General features: G+C 61.6%; 16 protein-coding genes. 4 read left to right on the top strand and 12 right to left on the bottom strand.

Annotation, left to right across the window (positions count from 1 at the left end; translation table 11 throughout):
• Nucleotides 1-42: 42 nt before the first annotated feature.
• From bamA to C1A35_RS26610, 9 genes are all read right to left on the bottom strand, one after another.
• On the bottom strand, nucleotides 43-2,376 hold the full coding sequence (gene bamA / locus C1A35_RS26650) for an outer membrane protein assembly factor BamA (protein WP_104667313.1): 2,334 nt from the start codon (nucleotides 2,374-2,376) through the stop codon (nucleotides 43-45).
• A 250-nt stretch (nucleotides 2,377-2,626) separates the two neighbouring features.
• On the bottom strand, nucleotides 2,627-3,760 hold the full coding sequence (gene rseP / locus C1A35_RS26645; protein ID WP_104667256.1) for an RIP metalloprotease RseP: 1,134 nt from the start codon (nucleotides 3,758-3,760) through the stop codon (nucleotides 2,627-2,629).
• A gap of 30 nt (nucleotides 3,761-3,790) precedes the next feature.
• Entirely contained in the window at nucleotides 3,791-4,624 is an 834-nt protein-coding gene (locus C1A35_RS26640; RefSeq protein WP_104667255.1) for a phosphatidate cytidylyltransferase, read from the bottom strand.
• Nucleotides 4,624-5,367 carry an isoprenyl transferase gene (locus tag C1A35_RS26635; protein WP_104667254.1) on the bottom strand — a complete coding sequence of 248 codons (744 nt, stop codon included), beginning with the start codon at nucleotides 5,365-5,367 and terminating at the stop codon, nucleotides 4,624-4,626. Before C1A35_RS26635 ends, C1A35_RS26640 begins: the two co-directional genes overlap by 1 nt.
• A 37-nt stretch (nucleotides 5,368-5,404) precedes the next feature.
• Nucleotides 5,405-5,965: a ribosome recycling factor gene (gene frr / locus C1A35_RS26630; RefSeq protein ID WP_034796704.1), complete on the bottom strand. Its 561-nt coding sequence runs from the start codon at nucleotides 5,963-5,965 to the stop codon at nucleotides 5,405-5,407.
• 54 nt (nucleotides 5,966-6,019) lie between these two features.
• A complete protein-coding gene (gene pyrH / locus C1A35_RS26625; RefSeq protein WP_043622205.1) occupies nucleotides 6,020-6,742 on the bottom strand; it encodes a UMP kinase in 723 nt (240 codons plus the stop codon).
• Nucleotides 6,743-6,934: 192 nt separating this feature from the next.
• Complete coding sequence (tsf, locus tag C1A35_RS26620) at nucleotides 6,935-7,858, bottom strand: translation elongation factor Ts (protein ID WP_104667253.1); 924 nt, start codon at nucleotides 7,856-7,858, stop codon at nucleotides 6,935-6,937.
• A gap of 253 nt (nucleotides 7,859-8,111) precedes the next feature.
• Nucleotides 8,112-8,879 (bottom strand): 30S ribosomal protein S2, encoded by a 768-nt coding sequence (gene rpsB / locus C1A35_RS26615; RefSeq protein ID WP_043622167.1) that lies wholly within the window; start codon nucleotides 8,877-8,879, stop codon nucleotides 8,112-8,114.
• 183 nt (nucleotides 8,880-9,062) lie between these two features.
• Complete coding sequence (locus tag C1A35_RS26610; RefSeq protein WP_104667252.1) at nucleotides 9,063-9,890, bottom strand: cell envelope integrity EipB family protein; 828 nt, start codon at nucleotides 9,888-9,890, stop codon at nucleotides 9,063-9,065.
• A gap of 145 nt (nucleotides 9,891-10,035) precedes the next feature.
• Between C1A35_RS26610 and C1A35_RS26605 the strand changes: the two genes are divergently transcribed.
• Genes C1A35_RS26605 through C1A35_RS26590 form a run of 4 tightly spaced genes read left to right on the top strand, consistent with a single transcriptional unit; the run spans nucleotide 10,036 to nucleotide 12,894 of the window.
• On the top strand, nucleotides 10,036-10,503 hold the full coding sequence (locus C1A35_RS26605; protein ID WP_104667251.1) for a RidA family protein: 468 nt from the start codon (nucleotides 10,036-10,038) through the stop codon (nucleotides 10,501-10,503).
• A 13-nt stretch (nucleotides 10,504-10,516) separates the two neighbouring features.
• Nucleotides 10,517-11,242, top strand: a complete 726-nt coding sequence (locus C1A35_RS26600; protein ID WP_104667250.1) for a glycerophosphodiester phosphodiesterase — start codon at nucleotides 10,517-10,519, stop codon at nucleotides 11,240-11,242.
• 4 nt (nucleotides 11,243-11,246) lie between these two features.
• Entirely contained in the window at nucleotides 11,247-12,434 is a 1,188-nt protein-coding gene (locus C1A35_RS26595) for a GNAT family N-acetyltransferase (RefSeq protein ID WP_104667249.1), read from the top strand.
• 43 nt (nucleotides 12,435-12,477) lie between these two features.
• Entirely contained in the window at nucleotides 12,478-12,894 is a 417-nt protein-coding gene (locus tag C1A35_RS26590; RefSeq protein ID WP_104667248.1) for an HIT family protein, read from the top strand.
• Nucleotides 12,895-12,982: 88 nt separating this feature from the next.
• On the opposite strand, the gene C1A35_RS26585 is transcribed toward C1A35_RS26590, so the two are convergent.
• From C1A35_RS26585 to clpA, 3 genes are all read right to left on the bottom strand, one after another.
• Nucleotides 12,983-13,327 carry an AzlD domain-containing protein gene (locus tag C1A35_RS26585; RefSeq protein WP_104667247.1) on the bottom strand — a complete coding sequence of 115 codons (345 nt, stop codon included), beginning with the start codon at nucleotides 13,325-13,327 and terminating at the stop codon, nucleotides 12,983-12,985.
• Complete coding sequence (locus C1A35_RS26580; RefSeq protein ID WP_104667246.1) at nucleotides 13,324-14,061, bottom strand: AzlC family ABC transporter permease; 738 nt, start codon at nucleotides 14,059-14,061, stop codon at nucleotides 13,324-13,326. Before C1A35_RS26580 ends, C1A35_RS26585 begins: the two co-directional genes overlap by 4 nt.
• A gap of 194 nt (nucleotides 14,062-14,255) precedes the next feature.
• Nucleotides 14,256-16,772 carry an ATP-dependent Clp protease ATP-binding subunit ClpA gene (gene clpA, locus C1A35_RS26575; protein WP_104667245.1) on the bottom strand — a complete coding sequence of 839 codons (2,517 nt, stop codon included), beginning with the start codon at nucleotides 16,770-16,772 and terminating at the stop codon, nucleotides 14,256-14,258.
• Nucleotides 16,773-16,778: the final 6 nt, after the last annotated feature.

Genomic DNA, 16,778 nt, shown 5'->3' with positions numbered 1-16,778 from the left:
ACTCCAGAACGATCTTTTTTGGCAGTTCTGGACTGCTTCTTATCAGAACGACGAGGAAATACCGAACTTCAGGTTCTGCACCCGGTCGAAATCTTCCTTGGCGACAGGCCACGCGTAGTCGACACGCAGCGGACCGAACGGCGAAGCCCAGATCAGGCCGATACCGACCGACGCACGCAGCGACGAGTTGTTGCCCTGCACGGTTTCGCCCGGAGCCATCTTGACCTGGTTGCTGTAGAGCGTGCCAGCATCGGCGAAGACCGCACCGCGGAAGCCGCTGTCACGCGGGATACCCGGAAGCGGGAACGTCGCCTCGGCCGAAGCCGTGAAGTAGGTCGTGCCACCGAGCGAGTCGCCCGTCGCCTTGTCGCGTGGACCAATACCATTGCGCTCGAAGCCGCGGATGTCGCTGGTACCGAGCTGGAACTGGTCGAAAACCTGCAGGTCGCTGCCGGTTTCGAAGATATGGCCGGCGCTACCGCCGAGCGACGCGATGATGTCGGCTTCGTCGTTGACGGTGTAGTACCACTTGGCCTTACCGGTCATCTTGTAGAAGTCGGAGTCACCACCGAGGCCGGCGAATTCATGCGTGAAGGTCGCAAGAATACCGTCGTGCGGAAGCTGCGCATCGTCGAGCGTGTTGTAGGTGATCGACTGCGAGATCGACGAACGAACCCAGTTGCCACCCTCGACCGCGCGAACGTAAGGCGAAGACAGCTTCGCGACGTTGCCGCTATAGTCGAACTGCGTGAAGTTGTAACGCAGCGTCGTCGACAGGTTCTCGGTGATCGGCGCCGTTACGCGCAGGCTGAAGCCCTGATCTTCGTAGCTGTAGTTGTCGTCATCGAAGTCGTTTTCGTTCTTGAAGACGTCGAAGCCTGCGGCCAGACGGTAGCCAAGGAAGTACGGCTCCGTGAACGAAACGTTGTACGTGCGGCTTTCGTCGCCCCGACCGGCAGCAACGCGGATATACTGGCCGCGACCGAGGAAGTTCTTTTCTTCGATCGACGCTTCGACGAGGAAGCCACCGCCGCTACCGGCAGAGTAACCTGCACCGATACCGAACGAACCGGTCGACTGGTCCTGAACGTCGACGATGACGACGACGCGGTCAGCAGCGCTGCCCGGTGCGGTCGAGATGTTGACGGTCGAGAAGTAACCGAGCGCCTCCAGGCGACGCTTGGCGCGCGCGACCATTTCCTGGTTGAAGGCGTCGCCTTCACCCATGTCGAACTCGCGACGGATGACGTAGTCGCGCGTGCGGGTGTTGCCACGGATCTCGATGCGCTCGACGTAGGCACGTTCGCCCTGGTCGACGAGGTAGTCGACGGCGATCGTGTGATTGGCGAGGTCGCGGTTGCCGCGCGGCGTAACGCGCGCAAAAGGATAGCCCTCCGAAGCGACACGCTTGGAAATCTCGCTCATCGTCGCCTGAACGTCCTTGGCCTTGTAGACCGAGCCCTCACGGCTCAGAACGAGACCCTTCAGTTCTTCGGCATTGACGCCTTCAACCGTCGATTCGACGTTGACGGAGCCGAAATCATAGCGCGGACCTTCTTCGACGGTGATCGTCACCGTGTACTCGTTGGTCGCTTCGTTGAGCGTGGCATCCGAGGAAACGACCTGGAAGTCAGCATAACCGCGGTTGTAGTAGAACTGACGCAGCAGTTCTTCGTCCGCGCGCAGCTTGTCCGGGTTGTAGACGTCCTTGCGGGTAATGAAGGAGAAAATACCCGATTCCTTCGTCGCGATAACGGACTGCAGGCGACCGTCGCTGTAAGCCTCGTTGCCGACGAAGTTGATCTGGGAAATCTTGGTGCGCTCGCCTTCGTTGATGACGAATGCGAGGTTGACGCGACCTTCGGCGACCGGAACGACCTGCGTCGTCACCGTGACGTCGCCACGACCGATGGCGGCATAGGCATCCTTGATGTTCTGGATGTCCGTCTCGACGGTCGCTTCGCTGTAAGGGCCAAGCGGCTGTGTGCGCACGATGCCCTGGAGCTTGTCGTCCTTGATCTTGCGGTTGCCGTTGAAGACGACCTGGTTGACCAACTGATTCTCGCTGACGCTGACAACCAGCGTCCCACCGGACACGTTGATGCTGACGTCGGAGAAGTAACCGGTCGCATACAGGCGCTTCACGGAAGCGTCGATGTCGGCGTTGCTGAAGCTCTTGCCCGGAACGATCGTGATGTTTGCGCGAACCGTTTCAGCGCTGACGCGCGTGGCGCCGCGCACTTCGACACGACTGATGGTGGCGGCCTCTGCAACGGACGTGCCTGCGAGCAACCCAACACCAGCGCCGGAAACAACAATGCTTGTTGACAGCGCAGCCGCCGACACCGCGTTCAAAAACCTTGAACCAGCTTTCATGTTCAAATCTTACCTTTTCCAAACGTCGCGCGGCAATTTCGTGCCGACTCCGGTCACGGTTGCCGTTTTAACCGCTTTTCCCATACAAGCAAGCCAGCTCGTTAATTTCTGTTTACTTCAATTCGAACCGTGGCTTAACGGCCACTACAGCTTCGATTTATCGTAAACAAAACCTTTCGTCGCAAGCCGTTGAAAACCAATCGTTCACAGTATCCGTCGAAATCCCCCTCGCCGTTTCCCCGGCCGAACGCTAGCCGAAGAACATCGATATGTCGTTCCAGGTGGCAAACACCATGAGCATCAGCACCATGGCAAAACCGATCCGGTAGGCGACATCCTGCGCGGCCGGGCCCACCGGCCTTCCGCGCAAGGCCTCAACCGCATAGAACATCAAGTGGCCGCCATCAAGCACCGGAACGGGCATGAGGTTAAGCAATCCTATGGAAACAGACAGGATCGCAGCAATATTCAGCAAAAACGGAATTCCAAGCGTCGCCATCTGCCCCGAAACCTTGGCCACGCGGATCGGCCCACCGATCTGGTCCGCCTTCATCCGACCGGTCACGACATTGGAAAGATAGTCGAACGTGCCGGTGACAACGTGCCAGCTTTGCAGGACGCCCTGTCCGACGGCCTCGATCGGGCCATAGGTGACCGTGCGGAAGTTGCCGGCCTCCTGATCGGTCAGGATACCGATGACGCCGATTTCCATCTTGTTGCCGAACTGGTCCGTGAGCTCGGTGCGCTGCGGCACCATCGACAGATCGAGCATCGCGCCGTTGCGTTCGATTCGGATCGAGATCGGCATCTCGGGACGAACGCTGACATAGCGGCGGACGTCGTCGAAGGTGACAACAGGCGTATTGTCGATCGAGATCAGGCGATCCCCTGGAACGACGCCAGCCTGTGCGGCGGCGCTGTTCTCGTTCACCCGCGCAACGACGGGGTCAGCGACCTGACGCCCATAGACGGAGAACAGAACGGCAAAGATGGCGATGGCGAGGATGAAGTTCGCGATCGGCCCGGCCGCTACGGTTGCCGCCCGCTTCCACAGCTTGGCGCCGAGGAAGGTCCGGCTGCGCTCTTCCGGCGCCAACGCCTCCAGGCGCTTGTAATCCGGTATGCTTGCCGCATCCTCGTCGCCATAGAACTTGACGTAGCCGCCAAGAGGGATTGCCGCCAGCTTCCACCGGGTTCCGTGCCGGTCGGTCCAGCCGACAAGCTCGGGTCCAAAGCCGATCGAAAAGGCGAGGATGCGGATGCCCGACCAGCGGCCGACGAGGTAGTGGCCCATCTCGTGCACGAAGACCAGAAGCGTCAGCACCAGAAGGAATGGGACAACGTAGCCGGTCAGAATCTGAAGGGCATCAAGCAGATATGTCATGAACGTTCCTCAAGCACCCGCGGGCCTGGGTTAAAGGCTATACAGGACTGATCCGAAAGCGATCTGGCGCCCATCGCTGACGAAATACTGAACCATGACCAGAATCAACGCCGCGACACACGCGAATATCAACCCGTCGACCCGATCCATAACGCCGCCATGCCCTGGAATGAGGCGGCTGGAATCCTTCACCCCAAATCGGCGCTTGATGAAAGATTCGAACAAGTCTCCCACCTGGCTGGCGACGGAAAGCACCAGCGCGATAATCGGAATCCGGAGATCTTGCAGCGAAAAATAAGCCATAAAGACGGCAACGCCGGCAACGATGCCGCAAATTGTGCCGCCGATGGCGCCCGACCAGGTCTTGCCGGGCGATATGCGCGGCGCGAGCTTGGGACCACCGATCGCGCGACCGGTAAAATAGGCAAAAATATCGGTCGCCCAGACGACGGCGAAGACGAACAGCGTCGCCATCAGGCCAAGATCGTCGGCGCCACGGAGCGCTGCAAGCGAGATGCCGGTCAGCCCGCCATAGGCAATGCCGCCCGGCAGCCACCAGCTGGTCTTCTGCAGAAACACCCAAAGCAAGGCGAGCACGACGAAGACCGCCAGCACGGGCAGGCTGTAGCCGATGTAACCGGTGACGATCAGCCCAGCGATCACGGCAAGGGCCAGCCAACCGAGAGCGTTGCCCTGGAAATCCCGTTCGTGGAGACCGGTAATCGTCGACCATTCGTAGTAGACGAGCAGGGCGATCAGCGCCGACAGGAGCTGAAACGCCAAACCGCCGAACCAGGTCGCCGCGAGTGTCACCGCCGCGAGCACCACGCCCGAAGCGATACGAAGCTTGAGTTCAGTCTGCATCAGGATCCAACCGCCAGCGTGGGTTCGGACACGCCGCCGAAGCGGCGCTCCCGGCAGGCGTACTTCTCAAGCGCCGCAAGGAACGTCTCACGGGTGAAGTCCGGCCACAACTCCGGGACGAAGATCAGTTCCGAATAGGCACCCTGCCACAGAAGAAAATTGGAAAGACGCTCTTCGCCGCTGGTGCGGATGATCAGATCCGGGTCCGGAATACCTGAGGTGTCGAGCGTTGCGGCGATACGCTGGGGATTGATATCCTCCGGGCGCAGCCGCCCTTCTGCGACTTCCGCCGCCAGGTGCCGCATGGCCCGTGTCATCTCGTCCCGTGCGCCATAATTGAAGGCGATGACGAGGGTAATCCCCGTATTCGCCCGCGTCGTTTCCTCCGCCTCCACCAGCAAGGGTAGAATATCGCCCCTGAGGTTGGAACGGTCACCGATGACGCGGATGCGCACATTCTCGCGGTGCAGATCGGCAAGATCCCGGCGGATGAAGGTCTTGAGCAGCCCCATGAGGTCGCTGACTTCCGCCGCCGGCCTGCTCCAGTTTTCCGAGGAAAACGCAAAGAGCGTGAGATAGCGGATCCCCAGTTCGCCCGCCGTCTTCACGGCGGCCCGAACGGTCTCGACGCCCTTGCGGTGCCCCATGGTGCGCGGCAATCCGCGCGCGTTTGCCCAACGTCCGTTGCCATCCATGATGATGGCAACATGTTCCGGAACGGTCGTGGCTGTGAGGTTTTGCATAAGGCGTCCGCGAAAGGAGACTCAGATCACGAGCAGATCAGACCTGCATGATTTCCTTTTCCTTCTCGACGAGCAAGCGGTCGATATCGGAAATCGTTTCGTCGGTCATCTTTTGCACGCGCTCGGACTGAGAACGGCTGATATCCTGGCCGATGTCGCCATCCTTTTCGGCTTTTTTCAGGTCGTCCATGCCATCGCGGCGAACGTGACGGACGGCGACCTTCGCCTTTTCCGCGTAATCATGTGCCACTTTGACGAGCGACTTGCGGCGCTCTTCGTTGAGTTCGGGCAGCGGGATGCGCAGGTTCTGGCCGTCGATGATCGGATTGAGGCCGAGGTTCGACTCGCGAATGCCACGATCGACGGCGCCGACCATCTGCTTGTCCCATACGGAGACGGACAGCATGCGCGGCTCGGGAACCGTGATGTTCGCCACCTGGTTGAGCGGCACGCGCGAGCCATAGGCTTCCACGGTCACCGGGTCCAGAACGTTCGCCGATGCGCGGCCGGTACGGAGCGACGCGATATCGCTCTTGAATGCGGAAATGGCGCCATCCATGCGACGCTTCAGTTCCTTCAGGTCAACACCTTCACTCATGGTCGAAACTCCCGTTCTATCATTCGCCAGCCCCAAGGGCCGTTCTGCAGCTTCTCAGTTGTCTGTAACGATGGTCGCGCGACCGCCGCCGGTCAATATTTCCGCAAACCCACCCTTCTCATGAATGGAGAAGACAACGATCGGAATGGCATTTTCGCGTGCAAGCGCGACGGCGGCAACATCCATGACGGCAAGGCCCTTCTCGAGGACTTCGCTGTGCGTCAGGCGGTCGAAGCGGGTCGCGGTCGGATCCTTCTTCGGGTCGGCGGAATAGATGCCGTCCACCTGGGTGCCCTTGAAGATCGCCTGCGCGCCCATTTCGGCGGCGCGAAGGGCCGCCGCCGAATCGGTCGTGAAGAAGGGGTTGCCAGTGCCGCCGGCGAAGATCACCACGCGGCCGAGGGAAAGATGGTAGAGCGTCGCGCGCTGCGAGAAGCTCTCGCAGATCTCGGGCATCGCGATCGCCGAGAGCACGACCGTATCGATGTCGAGCTTGCGCAGGGAGGTGGCGAGCGCCAGCGCGTTGATGACGGTTGCCAGCATGCCCATGTGGTCGCCCGTCACCCGGTCGCCACCCTTGGACGCAACGGCGACGCCGCGGAAGATGTTGCCACCGCCGACAACCACGCCGACTTCGACGCCCATGGCACGCGCTTCGGCGATATCCGCGGCAATGCGGTCGGCAACGGCCACGTCGATGCCGAAGCCCTGGCTGCCCATCAGGGCTTCACCGGAGGCTTTGAGTAGAACGCGTTTGTAGAGTGGCTCGGCCGGCATCATCGCTCCTGAACAGATCGGCGCGCGTGCGCACGATGGCGGCGCACAGCGCATAAGGACACATTGCGCACCATGGTTTCAACCGCAGCGGTGTGTTTTCCGGCGGGTCCAGCGCATTGACGAAGCCGGATACACGAAGGGCACCGCGTTGTCACGCGATGCCCCAAGGTTTTCCCAATATGGGTGAAGAAATCAGCCCTTGGCGACGGCTGCAACTTCTGCAGCGAAGTCGGACTCTTCCTTCTCGACGCCTTCGCCGAGCAGCAGGCGAGCCATGCCGGTGACTTCGATCGGTGCGCCAGCGAGCTTTTCAGCGTCCTTGACGGCCTGACCGACGGTGATTTCCGGGTTCATGACGAAGGCCTGCGACAGCAGGGCAACTTCTTCGAAGAACTTGCGCATGCGGCCTTCGACCATCTTTTCGATGATATTGTCCGGCTTGCCCGAAGCGCGCGACTGCTCGATGAAGACGTTGCGCTCGCGCTCGGCGACGGCAGCGTCGACTTCGTCCGCACGGATCGCGAGCGGGTTGGTCGCAGCAATGTGCATGGCGATCTGACGACCGACCGAGAACAGGACTTCCTTGTCGCCGACCGACTTCAGGGCGACGAGAACGCCGAGCTTGCCGATGCCGTCGCCGGCAGCGTTGTGGATGTAGGTGGCAACGACGCCGTCTTCGACCTTGAGCAGGGCTGCGCGACGCAGCGTCATGTTCTCGCCGATGGTGGCGATCGCGTCCTTGATGGTCTCATCGACCGACTTGCCGGTTGCCGGGTAGTTTGCAGCCGCGATGGCGTCGACCGAGCCGTCGGTGGTCAGCGCTACATTGGCAACGCCACGGACGAGTTCCTGGAAGGCTTCGTTGCGGGCAACGAAATCGGTCTCGGAGTTGATTTCGACGACGACAGCCTTGACGCCGCCGCTGACAATACCGATGAGGCCTTCAGCAGCCGTGCGGCCCGACTTCTTGTCGGCCTTTGCGATGCCCTTGGCACGCAGCCAGTCGATCGCAGCTTCCATGTCGCCATTGGTTTCGGCGAGCGCCTTCTTGCAATCCATCATGCCTGCGCCGGTCTTTTCGCGCAGTTCCTTCACCATTGCTGCAGTTACACTCATCTTATTGCCTCTTTGCGTGTTTGGCTGGCGCGCTGCCCGCTGGAGGCGCGGCACCAGGAGGTGTGGCAGGGAATGGCTTTTCAATGTGACATCGTGATGACTGAATCACGCTGCTTTTGCTCGGAACCAACAATCCGAGCCGATCGGCACCATCCCCGGCAGAAAAGAACAAGGCCGTTTTGACTTTCATCACAAACGGCCTTGTCCCGACATTTCATTGGGGGCGGCAGAATTACCTGCCGCCAAGGCCCGATCAGGCGTCGGAGGCCTCGTCGAGCGCCGGCTCGACCGGAGCTTCGGCGGAGGCGCCGAGGTCACGGCCCGATGCGCCCTGCTGACGTGCGATGCCGTCGATGGCTGCGCGAGCGATGAGGTCGCAGTAGAGAGCGATGGCGCGCGAAGCGTCGTCGTTGCCCGGGATCGGATAGTCGATCTGGTCCGGGTCGCAGTTCGAGTCGATGACTGCGACAACCGGGATGCCGAGGCGCTTGGCTTCGTCGATCGCGATCGATTCCTTGTTGGTGTCGATGATGAACATCAGGTCCGGGGTGCCGCCCATATCGCGGATACCGCCGAGAGCACGGTTCAGCTTTTCGCGCTCGCGCTCGAGGTTCAGGCGTTCCTTCTTGGTGAAGCCCGAAGCTTCCGAAGCGAGGATTTCGTCGAGCTTGCGCAGGCGCTGGATCGAGTTCGAAATCGTCTTCCAGTTGGTCATCATGCCGCCGAGCCAGCGGGCGTTGACATAGTACTGGGCCGAGCGCTTGGCAGCGTCAGCGATGATTTCGGAAGCCTGGCGCTTGGTGCCGACGAACAGAACGCGGCCGCCGTTGGCAACGGTGTCGCTGACGATCTGCAGGGCGCGCGACAGCATCGGCACGGTCTGAGCGAGGTCGATGATGTGGACGTTGTTGCGATCGCCGAAAATGTACGGCTTCATCTTCGGGTTCCAGCGGTGCGTCTGGTGGCCGAAGTGAACGCCAGCTTCCAGAAGCTGACGCATGCTAAAATCAGGCAATGCCATGCCTTTTCTCCTTTTCCGGTTGAACCTCCGCGAAGCGTCGAGCATGGTCTTTCGACCGGCCCACCGGCGGAACGGTCCGGATTTCTCCCGGAACATCCCATGCTTCACGTGTGGAATGGGCAGCCCCTTAACGGCAACCGCCCGAGAAATCAAGCCGCAAACGCCGCTTTTTGCAGCGATCGGCTATTTGCAGTCCTCCGAATTGAACACTTCGAGGTCCGCAAGCTTACCGCTCAAGACAAAATCGCCGTAGTCCATCGTCAGGTCGCGGGTAATCCCGTTCTCGTAAAGCTTGAACGACATACGGTAGATCGGCAGTGCATCGCCGCTCTTGTCGTCATTGAAATAGGAAATGGTCACCGGCCAGTAATTCTCGCTGCCGAACTTGCCCGCCTTGCCGGCGTCCGGCTCGTCCGCCGTGGGTTTGCGCGACTTGCCGACGAAGGTCGAGGTGATCAAGGTCTTGTCGCCCGAATCGGAACCGTCGAAGATGCGCGCCTCGAACAGGCCCTCGCCCTTTTTCGCCCGCGAGATCACTTCCATCATGTGGGCCGTCGGAAACCGGCTCGCCGCGAGTTCGACCTCGCGCTTGTCAGGCGCGGTCAGCTCGACCTTGACGCCCGCCTTTTCCTCGTGCGCCGTGCCGCGCACCTCCTTGTCCAGCTTCTCGTCGGTGAAGGAGCGCGTCAGGAAACGGAAGTTGCCGTTCTTCAGATCCTCGTAGGTGGTCGTCTGCTGGTCGGTGAGGCGAACTTCCTCGCCGGTGTCGACCTGGGTGACGAAACGGAAGCTGACGGTATAGCCCTCGCAGGCCGAGCCATTGAACTCGTAGACCATGCGACCATACATCCCGGCTATGCCCGAACGGTCCGATGCATCCTTGAGCTCGAGATCATAGACGGCACGGTGCGGCACGAGGGCATTTGCGTATGACGCCGTGGCGCCCGATACGGTCATGACGGCGAAACAGGCGCTGCCCAAGGTGACGAGACCGAAGCCTTTATGAAACATCCGTTTCCTCCTGTTGGACTCGCCGGCAATGCTATAAACAAGCGTTCGGCAGAAGCGAGGCGGTGCTTGCAGGAAAAAGCCGGCGCCCGCCGCGATCCGGCCTGAATGCAGGATTTTAACACAAAAGACAACAATGGAGCTTTCCATGTCGGCAGAGATCGAAGCGCGTCTCAAGGACCTCGGCGTCACCCTTCCCCAGGCTGCGACCCCGGTCGCAAACTACGTGCCCTACGTCATCAGCGGCTCGATGCTCTACATCTCCGGGCAGCTTCCGATGGAAGACGGCAAGGTCGCGGTAACCGGCATCGTCGGCAAGGACGTCGATGTTGCCCGGGCCCAGCGCGCCGCCGAACTCTGCTCGATCAACATCCTCGCGCAGGCCAAGTCCGCGCTCGGCGGCGACCTCGGGCGCATCCGTCGCCTGGTGAAGATCAACGGCTTCGTCGCCTCGACGCCGGAATTCGTCGAGCAGCATCTGGTCATCAACGGCGCGTCCAACCTGCTCGCCACCGTGCTCGGCGAGGCCGGCAAGCATGCGCGTGCCGCCGTCGGCATGGCCTCGCTTCCGTTCAACGCCGCCGTCGAGATCGACGCCGTCATCGAAATCGCCTGACAGAGTGCCCGGCATGACTGACATTTCCTGGCTGAAGGCCCAACCGATCGCCCATCGCGGCTATCACGACATGAACAAGCAAGTGTGGGAGAACACGCTATCGGCGTTCTCGCGCGCCGTCGAAGCCGGTTTCGCGATCGAATGCGATCTGCAGTATACCGCCGACAGCATTCCGGTCGTCTTTCACGATGATGACACGGAGCGCCTTTGCGGCATCAAGGGCGATGTGCGGTCGCGCACCGCCGGAGAACTCGGCCTGATGGCAATAGGCGGGACGAAGGACAAGGTGCCGACGCTGACGCAGATGCTGCGGCTGGTTGCCGGCAAGGTGCCGCTCGTCATCGAGCTCAAGGGCCGCAAGGACGACGACGAGGGCTTTGCCGCCGCCGTGCTCGAAACGCTCGAAGGCTACAAGGGTCACGTTGCGCTGATGAGCTTTGACCACTGGCTGCTCAAGGACCTGAAGGCGCTCGACGCGCCCTACCCGCTGGGTCTCACCGCGGAAGGCGCCAATCCCGAGACCTTCTTCGTGCACGAAGAGGCGATGCAGCTCGGGCTCGACTTCATCTCCTACCACTACGGTCACCTGCCCAATTCGTTCATCACCAAGGAACGGACGCTCGGCAAGACGATCATCACCTGGACCGTGCGCGACCGGCAGGCCGAGGCTTATACGTTCGCCCATGCGGATCAGATGACCTTCGAGGGTTTCGACCCGCGGGAGGCCCTGGTTTCCTAACGTAATGTCAGACGCCGTCACCCTCCGCATCGCGCAATCCTTCACCGATATACCAGCGGCACGCTGGAATGTGCTGTCCGGTGCATCGAAGGCGTTTCCTGGCGGCGTCTACAATCCCTTCCTCTCGCATGCCTACCTCTCGGCGCTCGAGGAGTCCGGGTCGGCGACGGCCAAGACCGGCTGGCTCGGCCAGCATCTGTTGCTTGAAGGCGGAGACGGCCACCTGCGGGGTGGGCTGGTCTGCTACCTGAAAAACCACAGCCAGGGCGAGTATGTCTTCGACCATGGCTGGGCAGACGCCTTCGAGCGCGCCGGCGGTCGCTACTATCCGAAACTGCAAAGTTCCATCCCCTTCACGCCTGCGACCGGACCACGGCTGCTTTCAGCACCGGATGAAAACACGAGCGCCGTTCAGGATGCGCTTGCCGCGGGCCTGAAAGAGCTTGCCCGCAGACACGATGTCTCGTCCGCACACGTGACTTTCGTGCCCGAAGCCGAGATCCCTGCGCTTGAGCGCGCCGGATTCCTGCACCGCACAGACCAGCAGTTCCATTTCACCAATGACGGCTATGGCTCCCACGCCGATTTTCTGGAGACCCTTGCCTCACGCAAGCGCAAGGCTCTGAAGAAGGAGCGCAGGGCTGCGCTCGAAAACGGCATTTCGATCGACTGGCTGACCGGCAGCGACCTGACGGAAGCGATCTGGGACGAGTTCTTCGCCTTCTACATGGACACCGGCGGACGCAAATGGGGCCGCCCCTATCTGACGCGTGCGTTTTATTCGCTGATCGGCGAGCGCATGGCCGACGACATTCTGCTGGTGATGGCACGCCGCAACGGCCGCTACATCGCCGGCGCGATCAACTTCATCGGCGGCGATGCGCTCTACGGTCGCCACTGGGGCTGCATCGAGGATCACCCATTCCTGCACTTCGAAGTCTGCTATCACCAGGCGATCGATTTCGCGATCGCCAAGGGGCTGAAACGGGTCGAGGCCGGCGCCCAGGGCGAACACAAGCTTGCGCGCGGCTACATGCCCGTCACCACCCATTCCGCCCATTTCATCACACATCCGGGGCTTGCCCGCGCCGTCGGCGACTATCTTCAGCGCGAGCGCAGGGATGTGGAGGAAACGGCTGAGATTCTTGCAGAACACGGACCTTTCCGCAAAGGTGAACGGCAGGACGACTGAACCGCTTTCCGTGAAGGCCGGCTTCAATACACGAGGAAGAACAATGAGCTACGACGACAACAACATCTTCGCCAAGATCCTGCGTGGCGAAATCCCCTCGCATCGCGTCTACGAGGACGACGCAACGATCGCGTTCATGGATGTCATGCCGCAGGCCGAAGGCCATCTGCTCGTCCTGCCGAAATCCCCCTCGCGCAACCTGCTCGACGCCGATGCCGCAACGCTGCCGGCGCTGATTGCCACCGTGCAGAAGCTGGCCGTTGCCGCCAAGGAAGCTTTCGACGCCGATGGCGTGACGATCATGCAGTTCAACGAAGCACCGGCCGGACAATCGGTCTTCCACCTGCACTTCCACGTCATTCCGCGGCAAGCAGGCGTGCCGCTGAAGCCGCATTCCGGCACGATGGAAGACGGCGCCGTTCTGGCGGCCAATGCCGAAAAGGTCCGTCAGGCGCTGTAATCGCGCTCATACTATCCACGCAGGAGCCAGGGAGCCGGCGCGTCGCCGGCTCTTTAACCGACGGTCAGGTGAAAGCACCTCGCCCCGCCTAAAAACCCAACCACCACAGGCCCAACGCCAACGCGGCAATCGCTGACGCGATCCCGACCGCCGGTTTTCTTCCGAACAGGAAGAAGGCGGCCGCCCCGAGCGCAACCGCCCCTGCGCGCAGCCATAGCGGCGATTGTTCGAGCACGCCCGTCGGATAGAGAATGAGCTTTGCGATCACCGCTGCGACCAGCGCGGTCGCCACTGCCCTCACCCAGTTCAGCGCCTCGGAATCATCGCGCAGCTTGTTACCGGCGATCACGCCCAGCCATCGCCAGACGTCGGTCGCCAGCCAGCCGGCAATCGCGATGAAGGCATAGGCCCACCAGCCGTCGTGCCACGTCATGCCCCCACCTCCTTGCGTCGGCGCCACAGGCGCTCGACGAACCAGGCGAGCGTGCCGCCGACAAGGCCGGCGAGCAGGATGTCGAACTCCGGCAACAGCCAATAGAACAGCGGCCCGCCAACAAGGCCGAACAGCAGCGCGATGTAGACGACCGGGTGGCGCGCCGAGTGCCAGATCGAGGCGAGGAAATAGACCGGCGTCAGGAAGAACAGGCAGCCGGCGACGATTGGCGGGAAGTCCGCGACGAAATGGTAGACGACGGCGACCAGCAGCATATTGGCAGCCACCAGCGTGATGCCGAAGCCGGCGAAGAAGGCGACGCGCCGTTCACGCGGGACCTGCGGCACCTTCTCCATCGCAAACACCCAGGCGGTGATCGCGACGAAATGCGACAGGAAGAGCAGGAGCCAGGTCGGCGTGCGCGGCCCGCGCAGCTCCGGGATCAGTGCTGCGACCATCGGCATCAGTCGAACGGACGACAGCGATACCGCCAGGAAAGCGGTTGCGAGCCCGGCCCCGCTCATCATCGAGCTGACGAGAATGACCTTGGCCGGAAGCGCCCAGACCATGCCGACCATGAAGACCGCCTGCTCGACCGGGATACCGGCCTGGGCCGTCAGCGAACAGAAGCCGACAAACGACAGCATGAGGATGAAGGCCGGCAAGCTGAATATGCCGCGCATGCCTTTCCCGAACCAGGCGAGCGAAGATTGCCCGTCTTCTTCCCTCTTCATCGGCAATTCCGGATTGTTGACTATCGATCCCGACGACCTCGGATCGAATCACCCGGGATCATCGGGCCCGAACATAGGTTATCAGACCGGGACGTGGGCGAAAAATCGCGCAGGGTTTGCCCATTTGGCCCCACAGAAAAACGGTGCCGGATGGTTTGCATCCGGCACCGTCGAACATTTCCTGCAATAGCAGCCTACTTCTTGCGCGGCACCTTCGGCACCGTGCGGCCCTTTCTCGGAGCCGCGTCGCCCGCCCCGGCTTCGCCATCGGCAGACGCCTTGGCAGCCGCCTTCTTCGGCTTCGACTTCGGCGCGGGCTCGGCGGCCACCTCTTCCTTGTCCTCGGCCTTCTTCGGCTTTGCCGCCTTCATCGCCGGGCGGGAAACTTCCGCCTTCGGCTTGATCGGCGTCGTCTCCGGAACCGCATCGAGCAGCAGACCCTTGGTGCCGTCGGCCTTCGTGCCGATCGTCACCTTGACGACGCCGCCCTTCTTCAGCTTGCCGAAGAGAATTTCATCGGCGAGCGGCTTCTTGATGTTTTCCTGAATGACGCGAGCCAGTGGCCGTGCACCCATCTTTTCGTCGTAGCCCTTCTCGGCGAGCCAGGCGATCGCCTCGGCCGCGAGGTCGAAGGTGACGTTGCGCTCGGCAAGCTGGGTTTCGAGCTGCATGACGAACTTCTGTACCACCTGGTGGATGACCGGGGTCGGCAGCGAGGCGAAGGGAATGACCGCGTCCAGACGGTTGCGGAACTCCGGCGTGAACAGGCGGTTCAGCGCCTCTTCGTCTTCACCCGTGCGCTTGGAAGAACCGAAGCCGATGGCGGCCCGGGCCATTTCCGATGCGCCGGCATTGGTCGTCATGATCAGGATGACGTTGCGGAAGTCGATCTTCTTGCCGTTGTGATCGGTCAGCGAGCCGTGGTCCATGACCTGCAGCAGGATGTTGAACAGATCCGGATGCGCCTTCTCGATTTCGTCGAGCAGCAGCACGCAATGCGGATGCTGGTCGACGCCATCGGTCAGGAGGCCGCCCTGGTCGAAGCCGACATAGCCGGGAGGTGCACCGAGCAGGCGGGAAACCGTGTGCCGCTCCATGTATTCCGACATGTCGAAGCGCAGGAGCTCGACGCCGAGCGAGGTCGCAAGCTGCTTGGCGACTTCCGTCTTGCCGACGCCGGTCGGGCCGGAGAAGACGTAGCAGCCGATCGGCTTGTTCGGTTCGCGCAGGCCGGCACGCGCCAGCTTGATCGACGAAGCGAGCGCCTCGATCGCCAGGTCCTGGCCGTAGACGACCGAGCGCAGCTCTCTCTCGAGATTGGCAAGCACGGCCTCGTCGTCCTTGGAGACGGTCTTCGGCGGGATGCGCGCCATCGTCGCGATCGTCGCCTCGATCTCCTTCTCGGTGATCAGTTTACGGCGCTTGCTGGCGGGCAGCAGCATCTGTGCGGCACCGGATTCATCGATCACGTCGATCGCCTTGTCCGGCAGCTTGCGGTCGTTGATGTAGCGCGCCGAAAGCTCGACCGCGGCCTTGATCGCCTCGTTCGAGTATTTCAGGTGGTGATATTCCTCGTAATAAGGCTTCAGCCCCTTCATGATCTCGATCGCGTCGGCAATCGTCGGCTCGTTCACGTCGATCTTCTGGAAACGGCGGACCAGCGCCCGATCCTTCTCGAAGAACTGGCGGTATTCCTTGTAGGTGGTCGAACCGATGCAACGGATCGCGCCGGAGGAAAGCGCCGGCTTCAAAAGGTTGGACGCATCCATCGCGCCGCCGGACGTAGCTCCGGCGCCGATGACCGTATGGATCTCGTCGATGAAGAGCACGGCGCCCGGATAGTCCTCGAGTTCCTTGACAACCTGCTTCAGCCGCTCTTCGAAATCGCCGCGATAACGCGTGCCGGCGAGAAGCGTACCCATGTCGAGCGAGAAGATCGTTGCATCCTGCAACGCTTCGGGAACCTTCTTTTCAACGATGCGCTTGGCCAGACCTTCGGCGATCGCCGTCTTGCCGACGCCGGGGTCACCGACATAGAGCGGATTGTTCTTGGAACGGCGGCAGAGCACCTGGATGGTGCGGTTCACCTCGGCGTGACGCCCGATCAGCGGGTCGATCTTGCCGGACTTCGCCTTTTCGTTGAGGTTGACGCAATAGGCGGTCAGCGCGTCCTGCTGCTTCTTGGCGCCGGTTTCTTCGTTGTCGCGCGCAGGCTTCTGCTCGCTCTCATGATCGTCCGCGCCGCGCACCGGACGGGACTCGGAACTGCCTGGCCGCTTGCCGATGCCGTGGGAGATGAAATTGACCGCGTCGTAGCGGGTCATTTCCTGTTCCTGCAGGAAATAGGCCGCATGGCTTTCGCGCTCGGCAAAGATCGCGACCAGCACGTTGGCACCCGTCACTTCCTCGCGGCCGGACGATTGCACATGGATGACTGCCCGCTGGATCACGCGCTGGAACCCGGCCGTCGGCTTGGAATCTTCGTCGTAGCCGGTCACGAGGTTCGACAGTTCATTGTCGACGTAGTCGGTCACGGTCTTGCGCAGCGTCTCAAGATTGACGTTGCAGGCGCCCATCACGGCCGCCGCGTCGGCATCGTCGATCAATGCCAAAAGCAGATGCTCGAGCGTGGCGTATTCATGGTGGCGCTCGTTGGCAAAAGTCAGTGCCTGGTGCAGCGCCTTTTCGAGGCTGGGCGAAAATGTTGGCACGTTAGT

This window comes from Ensifer adhaerens (genome assembly GCF_002940685.1).
In the GTDB taxonomy this organism is placed as follows: Bacteria; Pseudomonadota; Alphaproteobacteria; order Rhizobiales; family Rhizobiaceae; genus Ensifer; species Ensifer adhaerens_E.
This window is presented reverse-complemented; position numbering and strand designations above follow the sequence as displayed.